This window comes from Streptomyces sp. NPDC002838 (genome assembly GCF_040295365.1).
In the GTDB taxonomy this organism is placed as follows: domain Bacteria; phylum Actinomycetota; class Actinomycetes; order Streptomycetales; family Streptomycetaceae; genus Streptomyces.
This window is the reverse complement of record NZ_JBEOVF010000027.1, coordinates 1-21571: the sequence shown is the minus strand read 5'-3', so window position 1 is coordinate 21571 and position 21571 is coordinate 1. Positions and strand designations below refer to the sequence as shown.

15 protein-coding genes and 3 pseudogenes are annotated in these 21571 nt (G+C 71.0%); 8 read left to right on the top strand and 10 right to left on the bottom strand.

All coding sequences use genetic code 11. The features are described 5' to 3' along the window. Positions 1 to 3 precede the first annotated feature (3 nt). The 3 genes and pseudogenes from ABT063_RS29780 to ABT063_RS29770 all read right to left on the bottom strand — a co-directional run. Positions 4 to 1497 carry a protein kinase domain-containing protein gene (locus tag ABT063_RS29780; RefSeq protein ID WP_351062646.1) on the bottom strand — a complete coding sequence of 498 codons (1494 nt, stop codon included), beginning with the start codon at positions 1495 to 1497 and terminating at the stop codon, positions 4 to 6. A 38-nt stretch (positions 1498 to 1535) separates the two neighbouring features. After that, on the bottom strand, positions 1536 to 2159 hold the full coding sequence (locus ABT063_RS29775) for a hypothetical protein (RefSeq protein ID WP_351062492.1): 624 nt from the start codon (positions 2157 to 2159) through the stop codon (positions 1536 to 1538). Between the two features lie 128 nt (positions 2160 to 2287). Further along, positions 2288 to 2524, bottom strand: a pseudogene (locus ABT063_RS29770) (SAM-dependent methyltransferase); the annotation flags it as partial. Positions 2525 to 2706: 182 nt separating this feature from the next. Here ABT063_RS29770 and ABT063_RS52350 point away from each other — a divergent pair. After that, positions 2707 to 2823: pseudogene (locus tag ABT063_RS52350) on the top strand (Rv1352/Rv1906c domain-containing protein); the annotation flags it as partial. Between the two features lie 31 nt (positions 2824 to 2854). Here ABT063_RS52350 and ABT063_RS29765 read toward each other — a convergent pair. After that, on the bottom strand, positions 2855 to 3598 hold the full coding sequence (locus ABT063_RS29765) for an N-acetyltransferase (protein ID WP_351062490.1): 744 nt from the start codon (positions 3596 to 3598) through the stop codon (positions 2855 to 2857). A gap of 137 nt (positions 3599 to 3735) precedes the next feature. On the opposite strand from ABT063_RS29765, the gene murJ reads away from it, so the two are divergent. Next, on the top strand, positions 3736 to 5433 hold the full coding sequence (gene murJ, locus ABT063_RS29760) for a murein biosynthesis integral membrane protein MurJ (protein WP_351062488.1): 1698 nt from the start codon (positions 3736 to 3738) through the stop codon (positions 5431 to 5433). 18 nt (positions 5434 to 5451) lie between these two features. Here the strand turns inward: murJ and ABT063_RS29755 are convergent, their stop codons facing one another. Further along, positions 5452 to 6237: an HNH endonuclease family protein gene (locus ABT063_RS29755; RefSeq protein WP_502990912.1), complete on the bottom strand. Its 786-nt coding sequence runs from the start codon at positions 6235 to 6237 to the stop codon at positions 5452 to 5454. Between the two features lie 161 nt (positions 6238 to 6398). Here ABT063_RS29755 and ABT063_RS29750 point away from each other — a divergent pair, with 161 nt between their 5' ends. Further along, positions 6399 to 6581 (top strand): Rv0909 family putative TA system antitoxin, encoded by a 183-nt coding sequence (locus ABT063_RS29750; protein WP_351062487.1) that lies wholly within the window; start codon positions 6399 to 6401, stop codon positions 6579 to 6581. A 42-nt stretch (positions 6582 to 6623) separates the two neighbouring features. Then, a pseudogene (locus ABT063_RS29745) lies at positions 6624 to 6773 on the top strand (MerR family transcriptional regulator); the annotation flags it as partial. A 15-nt stretch (positions 6774 to 6788) separates the two neighbouring features. Here ABT063_RS29745 and mfd read toward each other — a convergent pair. The 3 genes from mfd to ABT063_RS29730 all read right to left on the bottom strand — a co-directional run bounded on the left by mfd (position 6789) and on the right by ABT063_RS29730 (position 13936). Beyond that, on the bottom strand, positions 6789 to 10319 hold the full coding sequence (gene mfd / locus ABT063_RS29740) for a transcription-repair coupling factor (protein WP_351062485.1): 3531 nt from the start codon (positions 10317 to 10319) through the stop codon (positions 6789 to 6791). 267 nt (positions 10320 to 10586) lie between these two features. Then, positions 10587 to 13151, bottom strand: coding sequence for an ABC transporter permease (locus ABT063_RS29735; RefSeq protein ID WP_351062483.1), 2565 nt, complete (start codon positions 13149 to 13151; stop codon positions 10587 to 10589). Then, the gene (locus tag ABT063_RS29730; protein ID WP_351062481.1) at positions 13148 to 13936 is read right to left on the bottom strand and encodes an ABC transporter ATP-binding protein; all 789 of its coding nucleotides are present in this window, start codon (positions 13934 to 13936) and stop codon (positions 13148 to 13150) included. Before ABT063_RS29730 ends, ABT063_RS29735 begins: the two co-directional genes overlap by 4 nt. 430 nt (positions 13937 to 14366) lie before the next feature. On the opposite strand from ABT063_RS29730, the gene ABT063_RS29725 reads away from it, so the two are divergent. Further along, on the top strand, positions 14367 to 15884 hold the full coding sequence (locus ABT063_RS29725; RefSeq protein ID WP_502990911.1) for an MFS transporter: 1518 nt from the start codon (positions 14367 to 14369) through the stop codon (positions 15882 to 15884). Positions 15885 to 15896: 12 nt separating this feature from the next. On the opposite strand, the gene ABT063_RS29720 is transcribed toward ABT063_RS29725, so the two are convergent. Then, positions 15897 to 17069 (bottom strand): alpha/beta hydrolase family protein, encoded by a 1173-nt coding sequence (locus ABT063_RS29720; RefSeq protein WP_351062477.1) that lies wholly within the window; start codon positions 17067 to 17069, stop codon positions 15897 to 15899. A 129-nt stretch (positions 17070 to 17198) separates the two neighbouring features. On the opposite strand from ABT063_RS29720, the gene ABT063_RS29715 reads away from it, so the two are divergent. From ABT063_RS29715 to ABT063_RS29705, 3 genes are all read left to right on the top strand, one after another. Continuing rightward, positions 17199 to 17687: a GNAT family N-acetyltransferase gene (locus ABT063_RS29715; protein ID WP_351062475.1), complete on the top strand. Its 489-nt coding sequence runs from the start codon at positions 17199 to 17201 to the stop codon at positions 17685 to 17687. Between the two features lie 583 nt (positions 17688 to 18270). Beyond that, positions 18271 to 18771, top strand: coding sequence for a DUF485 domain-containing protein (locus ABT063_RS29710; RefSeq protein WP_351062474.1), 501 nt, complete (start codon positions 18271 to 18273; stop codon positions 18769 to 18771). Beyond that, the gene (locus ABT063_RS29705) at positions 18768 to 20378 is read left to right on the top strand and encodes a sodium/solute symporter (RefSeq protein WP_351062472.1); all 1611 of its coding nucleotides are present in this window, start codon (positions 18768 to 18770) and stop codon (positions 20376 to 20378) included. The genes ABT063_RS29710 and ABT063_RS29705 overlap by 4 nt, the downstream gene beginning before the upstream one ends. Before the next feature lie 80 nt (positions 20379 to 20458). On the opposite strand, the gene ABT063_RS29700 is transcribed toward ABT063_RS29705, so the two are convergent. Beyond that, on the bottom strand, positions 20459 to 21346 hold the full coding sequence (locus ABT063_RS29700) for a cellulose-binding protein (RefSeq protein WP_351062470.1): 888 nt from the start codon (positions 21344 to 21346) through the stop codon (positions 20459 to 20461). Positions 21347 to 21571 lie beyond the last annotated feature (225 nt).

Here is a 21571-nt window from a genome sequence, read left to right as displayed (position 1 = left end):
GCACTACCCCCGCACCTGCCCCAGCCACTGCAAGGTCCGGCGGACCTCCGCCGCGAGCGGATGGCCGGGGCCGTGCAGTCGTTCCGCGTCGTGCAGCAGGCGGGCGAGCGTGTCGTGGGCGGCGGCGCGGTCGCCCAGGGCGAGCAGGAGGAGGCCGATGCGGCGGCGGACGTCGTGGGCGAGGGCCGGGTCGCCGGCCACGTACTGGTTCTCGTAGTACGGCAGCAGCGCGCGGTACTCCGCGAGTGCCGCCGCCGGTTCGCCGAGCTGCTCCAGGCACTGGGCCGCTTCGTAGCGGAAGCGCAGTGCCTGCGGGTCGGCCTGGCCGGCCTCGGCGGCGCGTTCGTCGGCGAGGCGGCGCAGTTCGGGCAGCGCGCGCCGGTACTGGCCGTCGTCCATGAGCGTGGCCGCGTACTGCTTGCGCAGGGTGCGGACGACCGGGGAGTGCTCGCCGTGCTGTTCGGCCGCGGCGGGCAGGATCGCGCCGAGGATGTCGACGGCCTGGGTGATGCGGCCCTCCCCGAGCAGACGCTTGACCTCGTCGACGGCGCCGGCGACGTCGGGCTTCTCGGCGACGCTCGGCACGGGGGCGACGGAGGCGGGCTGGGGCGCGGGCGTGCGCGCACGGTCCGGCCAGGGGGCGTGCGGGCGCAGGAAGGGGCGCGTGGGGTCGAGGGGCGCCCCGGTGGGCACCCCGCGCGTGGGCAGCAGCAGCGCCAGCTCCTCGTAGACGTCCTGCGCGGAGGCGGGGCGGTGCTGCGGGTCCTTGGCGAGCAGGCCCAGGACGAGCGCTTCGAGGGGCTCCGGGACTTCGGGGCGGATGCGGCGTACGGGCAGAGGCGGCTCGTACAGATGCCGGTGCAGCACACCGAGCGCCGTCGAGCCCGCGAAGGGCACGTCACCGCTGAGCAGTTCGTGCAGCAGTACGCCGAGTGCGTACAGGTCGGTGTAGGGGCCGACCGCGCCGCCCATCGCCTGCTCGGGCGCCATGTAGGCGGGCGAGCCGATCGGCGAACCGGTGTGGGTGAGGCGGGTGGTGTCCGTGTCCATGACCGACGCGACCCCGAGGTCGAGGACGGTGACCGTGCCGTCCTGCTTCACCATCACGTTGCGCGGCTTGAGGTCGCGGTGGACGATCGGCACGGCGTGCACGGCGCTCAGCACGGCGCACAGTTGCGCGGCGACCGCGACCGCCCACTGCCACGGGTACGGGTCGTGCTCGGCCAGGTGGTCGGAGAGGTCGGCGCCGTCGACGTACTGCATGACGAGGAACAGTTCCTCGCCCGCGCTGCCCGCGTCGTGCACGGTGACCAGCCCGGGGTGGTCGACCTGCGCGGTCACCCGGCACTCGCGCACGAACCGGCGGCGCAGCTCGTCCGCCTCCTGGCCGGCCACCTTGTCGGGGCGCAGCAGCTTGACCGCCACACGCCGGTCGAGCCGCTGGTCGTAGGCCGTCCAGACCTGGCCCATGCCGCCCTGCCCGATGAGCGTGGACAGTTCATAGCGGCCGGCGACGACACGTCCTGTCGCCACGGTCACCTTCCGCCCTCGTGGTTGCCGTCCTGCCTGCGCAGGTAGTCACTGAGCTCGTCGAGTTCGGCGCGCACCTGGTCGATGCGGGCGGGGACGGGGCGCTGGGGCGGCGGGGTGGTGGGGAGGGGCGGTTGCGGCGCGGGGCTCTGGGGCATCGGGGCCGGCGCCGACGGGGGTGCGGACTGCGGCACGGTCGCGGCGGTGTACGGCGACTGCGGCTGGGGCGGCTGGGGGTAGCCGTACGCCGGTGCCGGGGGCTGCTGGAGGCCGTAGCCGGCGAAGCGGAGCTGGTGGAAGTGGCGTATGTCCGCGGCGAGGTAGTACGAGATCGCGCTCACGAGGCTGCCCAGGAGCAGGGCCAGGCCCGTCCAGCCGCCGGCGGTGTGGATCTCGTCGCCGGGCTCGCTGCCCATCAGGTAGAGGCCGAGCACCTCCGCCACCATGACCGCCACGAACAGGCCCCAGTCGAGCGCCTTGCGGGTCACGATGGCCAGGCGCAGCATCATCGTCCAGGTCAGCAGGCCGAAGCTGAGCACCGAGATCACCACGAAGAACACGCGCAGGAAGACCAGCAACCCGGTCGGCGGAGCCTGCTTCACCGGCTGCGTGTAGCCGTGGCCATGCATGACAGCTCCTGGTGTCTGATGCGGACGTCGCTTTGAGCGTATAGGCCGACACGGACAAGCGGTCCTGGGTTGTACCGAACCGTTGTCATGCTGATCACTTCGCCCCGGTCGAGCGTGACCGCCCCGTCTCAGTCGGGCGTGACCGTGCCGTCCGTCAGGCCGTCGTACATCCCGCGCACGAACTGCTCCCCGAGCCGGCCCGCGTGCCTGAGCGCCCGCTCGAAGTCGTCGAGTGCGCGGAACCGCGCGCCGTAGCACCGCTGTTCGTCGAGCGGGAGCCGGGGCAGCTGGAGGCGGCGCACGTCGAGACGCGTGGCCGTGGACGCGTAGCTGCTGGCCTGGCGGTTGTTGGCGGTGCCGCACAGGCCGAGCGACTGCAACGACTGGGAGGCCGTCGGCCTGAAGGCGAAGGGCTCCCCCGCCTCGAAGATGGCCGGCGACGGCGGCATGTTCAGAGTCGGCGCCGACATCGCCCCCGGCACCTACAAAGTCCACCGGCAACACCGACGACTCCTGCTACTGGGAGCGCGACAAGGACGCCGAGCACTCGGTGGACTCGATCCTCGCGAACAACAACGTCAACGGCACGGCCGTCGTCAAGATCAGCGCCTCGGACGCCTACTTCAAGACGTCCGGCTGCAGGGACTGGACGAAGACAGGTTGACCCAGGGGCCATTCACAAGGCCGGGGGCCTGCTACAAGGCGTGCCGCATCCACACATTGGGCTCGACGTAGACGGCGTAGCCGCGCTCCGGCTCGCAGTGCACCGGCACCAGCGCGCCGGGTACCTCGATGTCGCCCGCCGTGTCGAAGGGCAGCCCTGTCCAGCGGCGCCACTGCTCCAGGGAGCCGGGCACGGTCATGGAGGCCGGTGCGACGGAGTCGATGGTGGCGCCGGCCCGGGCGTGCACGCGCAGCCACGGGTCGTGCGGGAGGCCGTCGGGGCGTACGCGGTGGGCGTACTCCTCGATCGGCGTGCGCGGTTCCAGGTGCTTGGCGTTGGGGCGCACGGGAGCGACCACCTCCTGGAAGCCCTGGGCGCGGGCGCTGTCGCGCATCGCCGACAGCATCAGCGCGGACAGGCCGTGGCCCTGCATGTGGGGAGCGACGCTGATGGCGATCGCGCTGACCGTGTCGGGGCGGACGCCGCGGCGCAGGTCGGCGAAGGCCCACAGGAGCACCTGGTCCCAGCCGAGGGCGGGCAGTTCGCCGCGACTTTCGACGGCGAGGGCGAAGGGCACGCTGTGGGCCTGCGCGACGACCTCGCCCCGCTCGTCCTCGGCGAACAGCACGTGCTGCGGGAGTTCGGTGGCGATCCGCCCGTAGTGGAAGGCGCCCACCGGGTCCTCCAGCACGAACTCCGGCCAGCTTGTGGTCATTTCGACGACCGGCCCGTGCATCTCGGGCCGCTCGGCGAGACTCGACACCTTCAACTCCATACCGTCACGGTAGGGGCGGGTGCGGGAGCGAGAAAGCGGTTTTCGCGCACTCCCGCACCGACGCCCCCACGACGAACCCGGGCGACCGCGCGCCCGGCCGCGTGGATGCCGGGATCTTGACGACGTAGGTTGACGGCATGGTTGAGGGGGCGGAGACCACGGCGGATGCCGTGTCGGCAGACATACAGGGGCGGCGGACCGGGGGGCGGAACGCGGCACGCCGGGAGAAGGCCGGCAAGGGAGGGCTGGCACGGTCCTCCTTACTGATGGCCGTGGGCACGGTGGTGTCCCGGGCGACGGGGCTGATCCGTCAGGTGTTGCAGGCCGCCGCGCTCGGTACGGGGCTGCTGGCCAGTACGTACAACACGGCGAACACCGTGCCGACCAGCCTGTACACGCTGCTGATCGGCGGGGCGCTCAACGCCGTCCTGGTCCCGCAGTTGGTGCGGGCCCGCGCCACGCAGCCCGACGGCGGGCGGGCCTACGAGCAGCGGCTGGTGACCCTCGTCCTCACCGTGCTGGGCCTCGGGACAGCTCTCGCGGTATGGGCGGCACCGCAGATCGTGGGCCTCTACATGCCGCACACGCCCGCCAACCACGAGGCGTTCGAGCTGACCGTGGTGTTCGCACGGTTCCTGCTCCCACAGATCTTCTTCTACGGCCTGTTCGGCATCCTCGGTCAAGTGCTCAACGCCCGCGAGAAGTTCGGGGCGATGATGTGGACGCCGGTCCTGAACAACCTCGTGCTGATCGGCATGTTCGCCGCCTATCTGGGGCTGATGACCGTCCCGGAGAACGTGGAGGACATCACCTCCGGGCAGGTGCGGCTGCTCGGTGTCGCAACCACCGCCGGGATCGCCGTGCAGGCCCTGACACTGATCCCGTTCGCCCGGGCCGCGGGGTTCCGGTTCCGGCCGCGGTTCGACTGGCGCGGCACCGGGCTCGGCTCGGGGGTCCACGCGGCCAAGTGGACCCTGCTGTTCGTCCTGGCCAACCAGGTCGCCCTGACGGTCGTCACCCGCTACGCCAACGCCGCCGACCAGGAACTGCCGAAGGCGGGCGCGGGCTACACGGCCTACACCTACGCGCAGACCATCTGGATGCTGCCGCAGTCCATCGTCACCGTCTCGCTGGTGACCGCCCTGTTGCCCCGTATGAGCAGGGCCGTGGCCGAGGGCCGTATAGCGGACCTGCGCGCCGATCTCTCGCGTGGCCTGCGGATCAGCGGTGTCGTCATCGTGCCTGCCGGCTTCCTCTTCGTCGCGTTCGGTCCGCAGATCGCCGCGCTGTTGTTCGCGCACGGGGCGGCAGACGCCGCATCCGCCGAGCCGCTGGGGCGGATGCTGCAGGCGTTCGGCCTCGGGCTCGTTCCGTTCTCCGCGCAGTACCTGCTCCTGCGCGGGTTCTACGCCTTCGAGGACACCCGCACACCGTTCTTCATGGCCTGCTGGATCGCCGGGGTGAACATCGCCCTGGCCACGGTCTGCCATGTGATGCTGCCCGCCCGTTGGGCCGTGACGGGCATGGCCGGCGCCTACACGTTGTCCTATGTCGCCGGACTCGCTCTGACGGCACACCTGTTGCGCGGGAAGGTCGGCAGCCGTCTCGACGACGGGGCACTGCGCCGCACCTACGCGAAACTGCTGTGCGCCGCTTCTCTCGCCGCTGCACTGGGCTGGGCCACCGCACGCGTCTGCACCACCGCGGCGGGCACCGGAGCCTGGTCCGCCGCGACCGCTCTGGCGGCGGGAACCGTCACGATGGCGGTCGGCTATCTCGCCCTCGCCCGCCTCATGAAGGTCGGCGAGTTGAGGCGTCTTCCCGGACTGAGGTGAGAGCGGGTTGCCGCCGGCTCACCCGCCGCACTGCCTCAGCATCATCTGCCGGTCCGGTGCGGTCACCGACAGCTCGTACTTGAGGGCGACCTGGGTGAAACGGACCGCGTAGGCGCACCGGATCCGCTTGTTGGGCGGGAGCCAGGAGGCGGGGCCGGAGTCGCCCTTGGACGAGTTGGCCCGTCCCTCGGCCGGGAGGAGGTTGAGCGGGTCGTTGGCCAGTTGCTCGCGCTTGTCCTCCGACCAGCGCGAGGCACCCATCTGCCAGCTGTAGGACAGCGGCACCACGTGGTCGATCTGCACTTCGGTGGCCTGCTGCTTGCGCCACTTGATGGTCGTGCCGGTGTAGGGGTCGTCCAGCGTCATCGCGATGATCACGCAGTCGGAACCGGACCGGAAGCGCAGGCTCTGACCGTCACGCTTGAGGAGGTCGTTCCGGGTGTCGCAGCCGTTGCGCGCCAGCGGGACACCGTCGGCCGTGTCCATCCACGCGTACCCGAACTCGTCCCGGTCGTAGCCCGTTCTGGGTCCGCGTCCCTTCGTCCGCAGCGACTCGATGAGCTTGCGGGCCGTGTCCTCGTCGGTCTCGCTCGTCAGGGGTGCGAGGCCGGGCTTCGTTCCGTCGGGGTTCTTCAGCGGGCTGACGGCGCGCCCTTCCTGGGCCGGGGCCGCCGCACCGCCGTCTGTCGAGGAACCCCCTTCCCCTTCGAGCCCTTCGCACCCGGCGACGAGGGCCATGGCGGCGCACACTGCCAGTCCGGTCCTGGCGGCGGCCGCCGCCCCGCCCCGCAGCCGCATCCTCATACGCCCCTCCCCTTGCCTTCCCAGGTTCCCGCCCCCGCACGGCGGTTCTTCCTGGTCTCACGGTAGCGGCCGAGAGGTCCAGACCATAGCGACCCTTAAATGGGCATCCCTCGCAACTCGGGCGTATCGTCGATTCGAGTCACCTCCGGAAGGAGCTCTGGATGGGCATCTTCGACAGATTCAAGAGCCAGGCGAAGGGCAGCAAGGCCAAGGACATGTCCGACGCCGCGGAACGGAAAGCCAACGAGAAGACGGGCAACAAGTACGAGCGCCAGGTCGACGACGCGCAGCGGAGAATCGAAGGCTCGCTCGGCATGGATCGCGACAGGCCCGAACAGCCGTAAGGCCGGAGGCTCGCGGAGGTCATGGGGCCGGTCGGGCACGACGCCCGCCCGGCCTCGGACACGGCCCTGCGGGTCGCCGCCGAGCGCCTCGCGGTGATGGAGGAACGCATCGCCGCGCAGGTCGCCGTACGCGACCGGCTCGCGGCGGCCCTGCGCGAGGCCACCGGCGCCCGCATGCGTCCGGTGGCCTGAGCCCTCGTCAGGCTTCTACGACCCCAGGATCGACGTCAGGAACTCGCCGACCCAGCCGAGCAGTTCCCGCCCGACCAACGGCTTGCCGCCCACCTTCGCGGTCTTCGGGCGCGGCACGAGCACCTGGTGCACCGCCGGCTTGATGACGGTTCCCGGGTAGAGCCGCTTGACCCGCAGTTCCTGGGACTCGCGCAGTTCCACGGGCGCGAAGCGGATGTTGTTGCCCTGCAGGACGATCTCGCCGACTCCGCACGCGCGCGCGAGCATGCGCAGGCCCGCCACCAGCAGCAGGTTCTCCACCGGCTCGGGCAGCTTGCCGTAGCGGTCGACGAGTTCCTCGCGTACGGACCTGATGTCCTCCTCGGAGTTCACCGAGGCGATCGCCCGGTAGGCCTGGAGGCGCAGCCGCTCGCCGGGCGCGTAGTCGTGCGGGACGTGCGCGTCGACGGGGAGCTCGATCTTGACCTCCAGCGGCGGCTCCTCCTCCACACCGCCCTCCAGGGAGGCGCGGTAGTCCGCGACGGCCTCGCCGACCATGCGGACGTACAGGTCGAAGCCGACGCCCGCGATGTGGCCGGACTGCTCGCCGCCGAGCAGATTGCCCGCGCCGCGGATCTCCAGGTCCTTCATCGCCACGTACATGCCCGCGCCCATCTCCGTGTGCTGGGCGATGGTCGCCAGGCGCTCGTGGGCGGTCTCGGTCAGGGGCTTCTCCGGCGGGTAGAGGAAGTAGGCGTAGCCGCGCTCGCGGCCTCGGCCCACCCGGCCGCGCAGCTGATGCAGCTGCGAGAGGCCGAAGTTGTCGCCGCGCTCCACGATCAGGGTGTTCGCGTTGGAGATGTCGATGCCGGACTCGACGATCGTCGTGGAGACGAGGACGTCGAACTTCTTCTCCCAGAAGTCGACGACGACCTGCTCCAGGGCCTGCTCCGACATCTGGCCGTGGGCGATGGCGATCCGCGCCTCCGGGACGATCTCGCGCAGCCTCGCCGCCGCCCGGTCGATCGACTCCACCCGGTTGTGGATGTAGAAGACCTGGCCCTCGCGCAGCAGCTCGCGGCGGATGGCCGCGCCGATCTGCTTCTCCTCGTACGGGCCGACGAAGGTGAGTACCGGGTGGCGCTCCTCCGGCGGGGTGGTGATCGTGGACATCTCACGGATGCCGGTGACCGCCATCTCCAGGGTCCTGGGGATCGGCGTCGCGGACATGGTCAGCACGTCCACGTTCGCGCGCAGCTTCTTCAGCTGCTCCTTGTGCTCGACGCCGAAGCGCTGCTCCTCGTCGACGACGACCAGGCCCAGGTCCTTGAACTTCGTCTCCGAGGAGAACAGCCGGTGGGTGCCGATGACGACGTCCACCGAGCCCTCCCTGAGCCCCTCCAGGACCGCCTTCGCCTCCGTGTCGGTCTGGAAGCGGGACAGCGCCCGCACATTGACCGGGAACTGCGAGTAGCGCTCGGAGAACGTCCCGAAGTGCTGCTGCACCAGCAGGGTGGTGGGCACCAGCACCGCCACCTGCTTGCCGTCCTGTACGGCCTTGAAGGCGGCGCGGACCGCGATCTCCGTCTTGCCGTAGCCGACGTCGCCGCAGACCAGGCGGTCCATGGGGACCGACTTCTCCATGTCCTCCTTGACCTCGGCGATGGTGGTGAGCTGGTCGGGCGTCTCCGCGTACGGGAAGGCGTCCTCCAGCTCACGCTGCCAGGGGGTGTCGGCGCCGAAGGTGTGCCCGGGCGCCGCCATCCGCGCGCTGTACAGCTTGATCAGGTCCGCCGCGATCTCCTTGACGGCCTTCTTCGCGCGCGCCTTGGTCTTCGTCCAGTCGGCGCCGCCCAGGCGGTGCAGGGTGGGGGCCTCGCCGCCGACGTACTTGGTGATCTGCTCCAGCTGGTCGGTGGGGATGTACAGCCGGTCGCCGGGCTGGCCGCGCTTGGCGGGCGCGTACTCCACCACCAGGTACTCGCGGGTCGCGCCCTGGACGGTGCGCTGCACCATCTCGATGTAACGGCCCACGCCGTGCTGCTCGTGGACGATGTAGTCGCCCGCTTCCAGCGTCAGCGGGTCGATGGTCTTGCGGCGGCGGGCGGGCATCCGGGCGCCGTCCTTGCCGGCCGCCTTCTGGCCGGACAGGTCGGTTTCCGTCAGGACGGCCAGTCTCAGGTGCGGGTCCACGAAGCCGTAGTCGATCGAGCCGCACGCCACGTGCACGACGGAGGGGCTCAGCGACGCGAGGTCCGCGTCCAGGCGGGCGGCGATGCCCTCGCCGCCGAGCACCTCGACGGTACGGGCCGCCGGGCCGTGCGCCTCGGTCACGTAGACCGCGCGCCAGCCGTCGGCGAGCCAGCCCTTGGTGTCGGCGAGGGCCCGGGCGGTGTCACCGCGGTAGCTCTCCGGCGCGTGCATCCCCAGCTTCAGAGTGTCGGCATCCAGCTCCTCGTCCGCCGCGAACGGCGACACCGACCACCACATCATGTCCAGCTCGCGCGCCCGGTCCCGGACGTCCGCGATGGACCACAGGGAGGCCGCGCCGACGTCGATGGGCGCCTCCCCGCCGCCGGCGGTGGCCGCCCAGGAGGCCTGCAGGAACTCCTGACTCGTGGCCACGAGATCCGCCGCACGCGTGCGTACCCGCTCCGGGTCGCATACGACGGCCATGGCGCCCTTCGGCAGGACGTCGAGCAGCAGCTCCATGTCGTCGACCAGCACCGGCGCCAGGGACTCCATGCCCTCCACGGCGATGCCCTCGGCGATCTTGCCGAGCAGTTCGCCGAGTTCCGGGTGCTGCTCGGCGAGGGCACGCGCGCGTGCGCGGACGTCGTCGGTGAGCAGCAGCTCGCGGCAGGGAGGGGCCCACAGGCCGTGCTCGGCGACCTCCAGGGAGCGCTGGTCGGCGACCTTGAAGTAGCGGATCTCCTCTACGTCGTCGCCCCAGAACTCGATGCGCAGGGGGTGTTCCTCGGTGGGCGGGAAGACGTCGAGGATGCCGCCGCGCACCGCGAACTCGCCGCGCTTCTCCACGAGCTCCACGCGCGCGTACGCGGCTGCCGCGAGGGCGTCCACCACCTCGTTCAGGTCCGCGGTCCGGCCCGTGCGCAGAGCCACCGGCTCCAGGTCGCCGAGGCCCTTGACCTGCGGCTGGAGCACGGATCGTACGGGCGCCACGACCACGGAGACCGGGCCGGTCTCGGGGTCGTCGGGGCGCGGGTGGGCCAGCCGGCGCAGGACGGCGAGACGGCGGCCGACGGTGTCGCTGCGGGGGCTGAGGCGCTCGTGCGGGAGGGTCTCCCAGGACGGGTACTCCACGACTCCCTCAGCGGGGAGCAGGGAGCGCAGGGCCGCGGCCAGGTCCTCGGCCTCCCGTCCCGTCGCCGTCACCGCCAGTACGGGGCGGCCGGCCTCGCGGGCGAGGGCGGCGACCGCGAAGGGGCGGGCCGCCGGGGGGCCGACCAGGTCGACGTGCATGCGGTTGCCGTCTGCGGCCGCGGTGATCGCTTCCGCGAGGGCGGGGTCCTTGACTACGGCGTCGAGCAGACCGTGCAGGCTCATTCGGGGGCGGCTTTCGTCCGGGGGTGGGCAACGCGAAGGGCCCGACGCGGTGACCGGCCGGGGGTCTCCAGCGTACGTCGCCGCTGCGGCGGGTGGCGGGGGCTGTGGATAACGTTGGGTGCCGCTGCGCCCACCCGTGCCGCCCCAGCGGCACGACTGCCCGCAGCTGCGGCAGCTGCTTACACAACGGCTGCGCACACAACGGACCCGGCGCCGAGAAGCCCCCCGTGACTTCTCGGCGCCGGGCTTCCCCCGTCTCTGTGGTGGCTACTCGGTCGCGATCGCGTTCAGTACGTTCATCCGGCCCGCCCTGAACGCCGGGATCAGTGCCGCGAACAGGCCCACGAACGCCGATCCGATGAAGACTCCGGTGATCGTCGGCCAGGGGATGTCGAGGACGTTCAGACCCTCCAGGGCGAGGAGCTTCTGGGCGGTGGCGCCCCAGCTCATGCCCAGGCCCAGGCCCAGCAGCGCGCCGAAGAGGGCGATGACCACCGACTCCATGCGGATCATCCGCCGCAGTTGGCGCCGCGAGAGGCCGATCGCCCGCATCAGGCCGATCTCCCGCGTCCGCTCGACCACCGACAGGGCCAGGGTGTTCACCACGCCCAGGACCGCCACGATGATCGCCAGGGCCAGCAGGCCGTAGACCATGTTCAGGAGCTGGCCTATCTGGTCCTTCAGTTCCTGCTTGTAGTCGGTCTGGTCGCGGACCTGGTACTGCGGGTAGTCGTGCAGCGACTTCTTCAGTGCCGCGTACGCCTGCTCCTGCTGGCCCTCCTTGGCCTGCGCGAACATGATCGTGTTCGGCGGGACCTGGTCGGCCGGGACGTACTTCCGCATCGTCTCGATGCTGGTGTAGCGGGCGCCCTGGTCGAGGGCGCTGTCGTCGTCCGTGATGGCGGCGACCTTCAGCTTCGCCGTCTCGCCGCCCTTGAAGGCGACGGTGATGGTGTCGCCGACGCGCACGCCGTGCGCCTTGGCGTAGTCCGAGCCGACCGACATGGCGTCCTTGCCGTAGGCGGCCGAGAGGGTGCCCGCCGTGGTCGGGCGGCGCAGGTCCTGGGCGTACGTCGGGTCGGCGGCGGTGATGCCGGAGTCGTCCTTCTTGCCGTCGGGCGAGGTCAGTGTGGCCTCGATCTCCTTGTAACTGGTGACGTGGGCAAGGCCCGGCGTCTGCTCCATCGCCTTCTCGGCCTGCGGGAAGATCCGCTGGTTGCCCTGGACGATGAAGTCCGCGCCGACCGACTTGTCCAGCTCGCTGGTGGCCGAGGCGACCATCGAGGAGCCGACCACCGACAGGCAGGCCACCAGGGCCAGGCCGATCATCAGGGCCGCGCCCGTGGCGCCGGTGCGGCGCGGGTTGCGCAGGGCGTTGCGCTCGGCCATGCGGCCAACGGGTCCGAAGGCCCGCAGCAGCACCGCGCTGATCACCCGCACGACCCCGCCGGCCAGCAGCGGGCCGATGACGACGAAGCCGATCAGGGACAGGACGATTCCCCCGCCGAGCATCAGCGCGCCGTCGCTCGCCTTGTCGGCCGTGGCCGCCGTGTAGAGGGCGAAGGCGCCCGCGCCCGTCAGCACGAGTCCGATCACACCGCGCACCAGGCCCGCCCTGCCGTCGGCCGGCGTACCGGCGTCGCGCAGCGCGGCCATCGGGGAGACCTTGCCGGCGCGGCGGGCCGGCAGGTAGGCGGCGAGGACGGTGACCACGACGCCGAGCACGAGGCCGGCCACCGGGGTCGTCGTCTTCACCGTGAGGTCGTCGGTGGAGAGGTTCATGCCCGTCATCGACATGAGCTTCATCAGGCCGACGGCGATGCCGACGCCCGCGCCGACGCCCAGGATCGAGCCGACGAAGCCGAGCAGCAGCGCCTCCACCAGCACCGAGCGGTTGACCTGCTTGCGGGACGAGCCGATCGCCCGCATCAGGCCGATCTCCCGGGTGCGCTGGGCGACCAGCATCGAGAAGGTGTTGATGATCAGGAAGATGCCGACCAGGAACGCGATGCCGGCGAAGCCGAGCATGGCGTACTTGATCACGCCCATGAACTCGTCGATGCCCTTGCGGTTCTCGTCGGCGTTCTCCTTGGCCGTCTGGACCTTGAAGGTGCCGTCCAGGGCCTGGGTGACGTTCTGCTTGAGCTGCGCGTCGGTGACACCGGACGCGGCGTTGACGTAGATCTGCGTGAACCGGCCGGTGGCGCCGAGCAGTTCGCGCTGTGCGGTGGCCGTGTCGAGGTAGACGACGGCGGCACCGGGGTTGGTCACCTTGAAGGTGGCGATGCCGACGATCTTCGCCCTGAAGTCACCGGCGACGGAGATGGTGCGCAGTTCGTCGCCGAGCTTCAGGTCGTGCTTGTCGGCGGTGTCGGCGTCGACCATCAGCTCGGTCGGCCCGCGCGGGGCGTGTCCGGAGGTGATCTCCATCGACCGCAGGTCGTTCTTGGTCCAGTTGCCCACGATGGTCGGGGCGCCGTTGCTGGAGCCCATGTTCTTGTCGTCGCTGTTGACGACGGTCACGTTCATCGAACTGACCGCGCCCTCGGCCGACTTGACGCCGTCCGCCTTGGTCACCTGCTCCAGCATGGCGGCCGGCAGCGACTCCGGCTTGCCGTTCTGCGGGGTGTCGTCGCTCTTGGCGTTCTTCGGGGAGACCGTGACGTCGGTGGCGGTCGTCGAGAACAGCTTGTCGAACGTCGTGTTCATCGTGTCGGTGAACACGAGCGTGCCGCACACGAACGCCACCGACAGCAGCACGGCGACGGCCGACAGCGCCATGCGTCCCTTGTGCGCGAAGAAGTTGCGCATCGAGGTCTTCAGGACGGTCATGACGTACGCCCCCGGGCGTCGAAGTCCTTCATGCGGTCCAGGACGGCCTCGGCGGTCGGCTTGTACATCTCGTCGACGATCCGGCCGTCGGCGAGATACAGCACCCGGTCCGCGTACGAGGCGGCCACCGGGTCGTGCGTGACCATCACGATGGTCTGGCCCAGCTCGTCGACCGACCGGCGCAGGAAGCCCAGTACCTCGGCACCCGCGCGCGAGTCGAGGTTTCCGGTCGGCTCGTCACCGAAGATGATCTCCGGGCGGGCGGCCAGGGCCCGCGCCACGGCGACCCGCTGCTGCTGGCCGCCGGAGAGCTGGGTCGGCCGGTGCTTGAGCCGGTCGGAGAGCCCGACGGTGTCGACGACCCGGCCCAGCCAGGCCTTGTCGGGCTTCCGGCCGGCGATGTCCATGGGAAGCGTGATGTTCTCTATCGCGTTCAGCGTCGGCAGCAGGTTGAACGCCTGGAAGATGAAGCCGATCCGGTCCCGGCGCAGCTGTGTGAGCTTCTTGTCCTTCAGGCCGGTGATCTCGGTGTCGTCCAGATAGATCTGCCCGGACGACACCGTGTCGAGACCGGCGAGGCAGTGCATCAGCGTGGACTTGCCGGACCCCGAAGGGCCCATGATCGCGGTGAACTGGCCGCGGGCGATGTCCACGTCGACGTGGTCGAGGGCGACGACGCGGGTCTCCCCGGACCCGTATGCCTTCACGACCTGCCGCGCCCGCGCGGCAACGGCCGTACGCCCTCCAGTGCCCCCGTGCCTGGGAATGGTTACAGCCGATGTCACGGTAAGTCTCCTATGTCGGTCAGCGAATGGATCGACGGGCGCACCTGTCGGTCCATGGATGGTGAGTCGCGAGAACTGAACTGCTACGACGAAGAGTCTGGCCGGAGGCGGGGGCCCGGCGCGCTGGTGTTCAGCGCAGTCTTTTACTGAGGAAAACCCCACCCCCCTGGGTGCGGTGAACCGCCCCCGACCGCTTCCCAGCGGCGTAAAGCCAGGTTAAGGACAGCCCGCGCCCCCTCTCGTCCTCCGGCGGTACGAACCCTCCCCCAGCCGTAGTACGGAGGTACCCCTAGGGGCCCTCCACCGCCGGGTGGAGCCCTTCTCGGGGTCCGCTCCACCCTCCGGCCCACTCAGGCTCCACCCTCCCGCGACGTGAGGGTCAAGTGGGACGCTGTTCCGCGGCAGATAGATGCAAGGGGAAGGAATCCGCGTGGGCGACAGGAGACCCGCGATACGGGCGATCGCAGAGCCCACCACGACCGGCCGGCGGGGGGCCGTCGTAGCCGCCCTGATGCTCGCGATGGCGCTGGCCGCCCTCGACTCCACCATCGTCTCCACGGCCGTCCCGCAGATCGTCGGCGACCTCGGCGGCTTCTCGGTCTTCTCCTGGCTGTTCTCCGGCTACCTGCTCGCCGTCACCGTCACCCTCCCCGTCTACGGCAAGCTCTCCGACACCTTCGGCCGCAAGCCGGTGCTGATCGCGGGCGCGGCCCTCTTCCTGCTCGGCTCCCTGCTGTGCGCGCTGGCCTGGAACATGGGCGCGCTGATCGCCTTCCGTATCGTGCAGGGGCTGGGCGGCGGGGCCTTGCAGGGCACGGTCCAGACACTCGCCGCGGACCTCTACCCCCTGAAGGACCGGCCGAAGATCCAGTCCAAGCTGTCCACGGTGTGGGCGGTGTCGGCGGTCGCGGGCCCGGGCGTTGGCGGAGTGCTGGCGGCGTACGCGGACTGGCGCTGGATCTTCCTGGTCAACCTGCCGATCGGGGCGGTGGCGTTATGGCTGATCGTCCGGTATCTGCATGAGCCGACGCGGGATGTGGAGCGTACGGACCGGAATACGGCCACCACGCGCGCGCGTGTCGACTGGGCGGGCGCGCTGGCGGTGTTCGCGTGCGGAGGCGTGCTGCTCACAGCGCTGGTACAGGGCGGGGTGGCGTGGCCATGGCTGTCGGCCCCCTCGATCGCCCTGTTCGGTACGGGACTTGCCCTGGCGGTGGTCGTGGTGCTGGTGGAGCGCCGGGCGGCCGAGCCGATCATCCCCGGCTGGGTTTGGCGCCGCCGTACGATCGCCGCGGTCAACCTCGCCCTCGGCGCGCTGGGGTTGCTGATGGTGGCCCCGACGGTGTTCCTGCCGACGTACGCCCAGTCGGTGCTGGGGCTCGCGCCCGTGGCGGCCGGATTCGTGCTGTCGGTCTGGACGCTGAGCTGGCCGGTGTCGGCGGCGCTCAGTCAGCACGTGTACCGGAGGATCGGGTTCCGTAATACGGCGATGCTGGGCATCGGCGCGGCGGCGCTGATCCTGTTCGCGTTCCCCTTCCTGCCGTACCCCGGCGAGGCCTGGCAGCCGGCCCTGCTGATGCTGCTGCTCGGGGCCGCGCTGGGCCTCTTCCAACTCCCGCTGCTCGTCGGGGTGCAGTCGACGGTGGAGTGGTCGGAGCGGGGTACGACGACGGCGTCGGTGCTGTTCTGCCGCCAGACAGGCCAGACAGCGGGGGCGGCGATCTTCGGGGCTGTCGCGAACGGCGTACTGGCCGCACGGCTCGGCGGCGCGAGCGACCTGGACTCGGTGACGCGGGCGCTGGACGCGGGCACCGCGCCCGAGGCGACCCGCCGGGCGATCGCGGACGCGGTGCACGCGGTGTACCTGGGTGCGGCGTGCGCGGCGGCGGTGGCGTTCGTGGTGCTGCTGGTGCTGGCGCCGCGCAGGTTTCCGGTGCTCAAGGAGTGACGCGCGGGCAGGTCAGGGCAGTCGGACCGAGACCTCGGGGTTCGCGGGTGACGGGCCGTCGAGCAACGGCTGGGCGATCCGCTTCAGGTGCAGGTCGAAGAAAGCCGCGACGTACGCGCGCGTGAGGGCCTCTGAGCGCTCGAACGGGAGCACGCCGGGATCGTCCGGGATGCCGACCAGCTCCGCGAGGAGGGGCACGTCGGTGAAGGAGCCGTGGTCGGCCCCGGCGACCGTCAGCCAGCGCTTCCAACCGTCCAGGTGAGCCCATGCCTCGTCCCAGGTCTCGTCGACGGTCCTGTCCTTCGCCCCGAACATCAGGAAGGGACGGCCGTCGAGGCCGCTGTCGGAGACGGGAGCGAAGAAGGTGCCGTCCATGTTCACGCCGGCCCGCACGCGCGCGTCGGCGGCCATGGTCGCGGCGGTGGCGTTGCCTCCGATGGAGTGGCCGCCCATGCCGATCCGCCGCGGGTCGATCATGCGGGCGTGGCGCCAGGCGGGGTGACGGCCGGTCAGCCGGTCCAGCACGAAGGAGAGGTCCTTGACCCGGCTGTTGGCGACGACCGCGAACCCGCCCTCAGGGGGCCGGTCACAGATGGCGCAGGGCAGAGTCCGCCCGTCGGGAAGGGTCGTACCGGCGTTCTCATACGGGTGATCGACCAGCGCGACGACGTATCCACGACTGGCCAGGTCCTCGGCGAGGCCGGTGAGGGTGGCGCGCGGGAACGTGAATCCGGGCGACAGCACCACGAGCGGGAACCTGCCGTGCGCCGGGCGCGCGTCGGTGCGCGCCCAGGTACGGACACCGCTGATCACCTCGGGCGGGACGGTGGCGTCCGGGGCCCGCAACCGCAGCAGGAGACGGGCCTCTTCGGTGGTCATGTACGGGGCGGTGGGTCCGCCCGCTCCGGGCCGGGCGGGGTAGTACATGGACGCCATCAACTGGCGCGCGCCGGCGGACGGTACCCAGGGGTCCGGACGGCCGGTGTCGACGAGATGGATCGTGCCGCGGCCCACGGCGTGCGGGCCGGTGGGGCGAGGCAGTTCGGCTCGGGCGTCCACGGTGGTCGAAGCGGCGGAGGGGGTGGGCGCTGCGGACACGGCACCCGCACCGACAATCGGCAGGGACAGCGACAGGGCGAGCGCGAGTGCGGCGGCCCCGGATAAGCGCCGGGATCTGTTCGTCATGCCGACGACGGTAGGCCGCGCGATCACGGCCTGACATCGCCTCAGGGGCCCACGACGGTGTCGTACTTCGAGACCACAAAGTCATACCTCGGACGGACATCCGTCGCTGTTGTCCATATCCTGGCGCCCATGGTGCGGGTGGAGCGGCTGCGGGCCGATCATGCGGAGGCACTGCTGGCCTTCGAGCGGGAGAACCGGGAGTACTTCGCGCGAACGGTGCCGGACCGCGGGGACGGGTACTTCGCCGGCTTCGCCGCCAGGCACGCGGCTCTGCTGGCCGAACAGGACGCCGGAGTGTGCCACTTCCATGTGGTGGTGGACGAGGAGGGGCACCTCATCGGCCGCGTGAACCTGGTCGACGTCGAGGGCGGTTCCGCAGAGCTCGGGTATCGCGTCGGCGAGCGGGCCGCGGGCAAGGGCGTCGCTACGGCGGCGGTCGCCAAGGTGTGCCGGATGGCCGGTACGGCGTACGGGCTGACGTCCATCGCCGCCGTCACCACCCTCGACAACGGGGCGTCCCGGGCCGTCCTGGAGCGGAATGCCTTCACCGCCATGGAGGACATCACCGTCGATGGCCGGCCCGGGATCCGTTATCGGCGCTCGCATCTCGGGCACTGACAGGGCACGGGAAGCGGCCTGCCGGATCGAGGGCGCGTCTCTTCCGCGAAGGCCGGTACGTCACTTTGGGTCCCCAGGTACGGGCCCCCGTCCCAGCGCCTCGGGGGGAGCCGCCTACAGCCCCGCCCTCGCCACGCTCACTTCCCTGCTCGGCGCGGCGCACTTCGTCGGGCCCGCGCGGCAACTTCCCTCTGTGTGACGCTGCCTGGGGTGGCATACGACATCATGGGCCGCCGGATCGCCGGGCCCGTCACCGCCTCGCCCGATCCGATCGGTGCGGGTTCCGGCCGCAGGGGTGGGGAGCGTGGGCTTCGCCATGGTGGCGGGGAGTTCGGTGCGGCGACGCGTCGATCGGCGGCCGGTTGTTCGGGGCACGGCTCGACGACACAGCGAGGTGCCCGGGCCCGTGGCGCTGGTTCACCTCGAGTAAAAGTCTGCGTTAATGCGGGTAACACCCGAGGTCAGCGTAGTAAGCGCATACCGACCGATCAGTTTGGTGAAACCCTCGCGCATCCCCGTTCCCAAGAAGTAGCGTGCGTGGCTCCCACTCACCCCGGACCCGAGCCGCGCAAGGAGCACCGGGATGTCCTACGACCCATACCCACCGCACTCATACCCACCGCACTCATACCCGCCGCACTCATACCCTCCGAACTCGTACCCTCCGAACTCGTACCCTCGGCACGACGCGTCACCGCCGTACGCCACCTCCCCCCGGCAGCCGCCCGCCGCCCCCGAACCGGCCGAGCGACGCCCCCGCCGCCACCCCGCCCTCGGCCACCACAGCGACCTGCGGATCCTGCGCAGCGCCTACCGCTGGCAGCGGCGCACCGCCACGCTCACCGCGCTCGGTTACTTCACGCTCTTCCTGGTGCTGTCCGCGTTCGCGCCGTCCTTCATGACGGGCACGGTCGTCGACGGACTGCCCACCGGCCTGCTGCTCGCGCTGCTCCAACTGCCCGTCACCTGGCTGGCGATCGCCCTGTACGAGCACACCGCCCGCCGTTACGTCGATCCGCTCGCGGACCGCATCCGCAAGCATGCGGAGCTGGACGCCAAGCGGGAGGAGGCGGCGGCACGATGACGGGCTTCAGCGATTCCGCGCAGGCGATGTCCCTGGTCGGCTTCACCACCGTCGCCACCATCACCCTGCTGCTGTGCGTGATGACCGGCCCGGACCGTGACGACCTCGACGAGTTCTACACCGGCTACAGCTCCCTGTCCCCCATGCGCAACGGCCTGGCGATCGCGGGCGATTACATCTCCGCCGCGACCGTGCTGGGCACCGGCGGGGTCATCGCCCTGTGGGGCTACGACGGGGTCGTCCTCGCCCTCAGTACGGCGCTGTCGCTGATGCTGCTGATGTTCCTGCTGGCCGAACCGCTGCGCAACGCGGGCCGGTTCACGATGGGGGACGCGCTGGCGCGGCGGATGCCGGGGCGGGGCGTGCGCATCGCGGCGTGTGTGGTGACCCTCGCCGCGCTGCTGCCGCTGATGCTGGTGCAGCTCGCGGGGACGGGGCAGTTGCTGGCGTTCGTCCTGGGCTTCTCCGGCGACTCGCTGAAGACGGGCTGCATCATCGGGCTGGGCGTACTGATGATCAGTTACGCGGCGATCGGCGGGATGAAGGGCACGGCCCTCATCCAGATCCTGAAGATCGTGATGCTGCTCGGGTCGGGCGGCGTGGTCGCCGTACTGATCCTGAACAGGTTCGACTGGGACCCGGGCGCGCTGTTCGACACGGCGGCGGAGCAGAGCGGGGTGGGGTCCGCGTTCCTGCGGTCCGGTCTGCAGTTCGAGAGCGGCCCGCATCCGGGCCTCGACATGATCAGCTCCCAGCTGGCCGTGGTCCTCGGCGGCGCCTGTCTGCCGCACGTCACCATGCGGATGTACACCGCCTCCAGCGCCCCTCAGGTACGCCGTTCGATGTCCTGGGCGGTGTCGTCGGTGGTGCTGTTCGTACTGGTCATCACGATCGTCGGGTTCGGTGCCACGGCGCTGATCGGGCGGGCGGTGATCGCACAGGCGGATCCGCAGGGCAACACGGCGTACCTGCTGGCGTCGCGGGCGGCCTTCGGTCAGGACGTGTCGACGGCCGAGACGCTGCTGTTCACGACGGTCACCACGGCGATCTTCCTCACCCTGCTCGCCTCCGTGGCCGGCATGATCCTCGCCTGCGCGAACTCCCTCGCGCACGACGTGTTCGCGGCCCGCGTGCAGGAGATGTCGGAGCGCCGCGAGATGATGCTGGCCCGCGTCTCGGCCCTCGCGGTCGGCGTCCCGGCCATCGTGCTGGCCACGCTGGTCCAGCACCGCAGCCTGCAGCCCCTGGTGACCCTGTCCTTCTGCCTGGGTGCCTCGGCCATCGCCCCCGCGCTCGTCTACAGCCTCTTCTGGCGCCGCTACACCCGAACGGGCCTGCTGTGCACGCTGATCGGCGGCTCGCTGGTGGTGCTGCTGCTGATGCCGGGCACCAATCTGGTCTCCGGCTCCCCGGTCTCCGCCTTCCCCGAAGCCGACTTCAACTGGTTCCCGTTCACGACGACGGGCCTGGTGTCGATCCCGGCGGGCTTCGTCCTCGGGTGGCTGGGGACGGTGGCCTCCGGGAAGCGGAAGGCGGAGGAGCAGCGGCGGCAGTACGAGGCGGTGGAGGGGTGGATCCTGGCGGGGGCGGTGAGGAGGGAGAGCTGATGGCCCCTTCGGCGACCGGGCCGCCGGGTGGCGTCGGGGGCATCTCCCGAACGCCGGGCGCCTCCACCAGCCCCTCCCCCTCACTCCATCGCCGCCCGCCCCGTCAACGCCGCCAGGCTGTTCCGTACGTGATCCATCTGCGCCTGCATGTCGTCCCACATCTCCCCGTGCTCCCGCAGCACCCGCTCCGTCTCCCGGGCGATCCGCTCCGCCCGCGCCCGCGCCTCGGCCACCACCTCCACGGCCCGCGCCCGCGCCTCCTCCGGCCGCTGCCGCGCCGACGCCTCCGCCTCGACGAACGCCTGCTCCGCCTCCAGGAGCGCCGCCTCGGCCCGCGCCAGCCGCTCGGTGTTCCGCACCTCCAGCGCGGCCGCCCGCTCCTCCGCCTCGCGCTCGGCCTCGGCCCACCGCTCGGCGTGCTCCTTGGCCTGCTCGGCAAGCATTCCGGTGGTGCGCTGCCGCATCTCACGCAACGCGGCCAGCGCCTCACCGCGGCACTCCTTCACCTCGCGCCGAGCGCCGATACGGATCTCGTCGGCCTCGGCGCGCGACGCGAGCAGGCGCTGCCGGGCGCGTTCCTGGGCCTCGGCGCGTACGGCATCGGCGTGCGCCTGCGCGGCCCCGCGCACGCCGTCCGCGTACTCCTGCGCCTCATCCACCAGGCGCTGCGCCTCCTGCCGCGCACTCTCCCGCACGGCCTCGGCCTCCTCCTGGACTAGCCGGAAGAGCCGCCGCGCCCCCTCCCCGAGCGCCTCGTACGTCTGCGGAGCCAGCGCCGCCACGGTCTCCCGCAGCTCCGCGAGCTCCTCCTCCATCTCCCTGGCCAGCACGGTCAGCCGGGCGGCGCGTTCCCAGGCGGCGTCCCGGTTCCGGGAGAGGGCGTCGGTGTACGCGTCGACCTGTTCGGGACGGTAGCCGCGCCCCCGTACGGCCTCGAAACCGCGTGGCGACACCGATCCGCTGCTCATCCTGGAACCCCTCTCCGCCGAACGGACGCGACATAATGATTCCGCGCATATCTTGGTGTATCGGACGGAAGTGTTCATAACGCGACACTCCGCACGCAGGTTACGGTCTCCCCACGTACGCGAAAGGGCCGGGGGCGGGGGGGGCCCCCCGGGGCCGCCCGGAGGGGGGGGTGGTGCGATGGGCGCACCGCGGGGGGGTGGGAAAAAAACACCACCCCCCCAAGG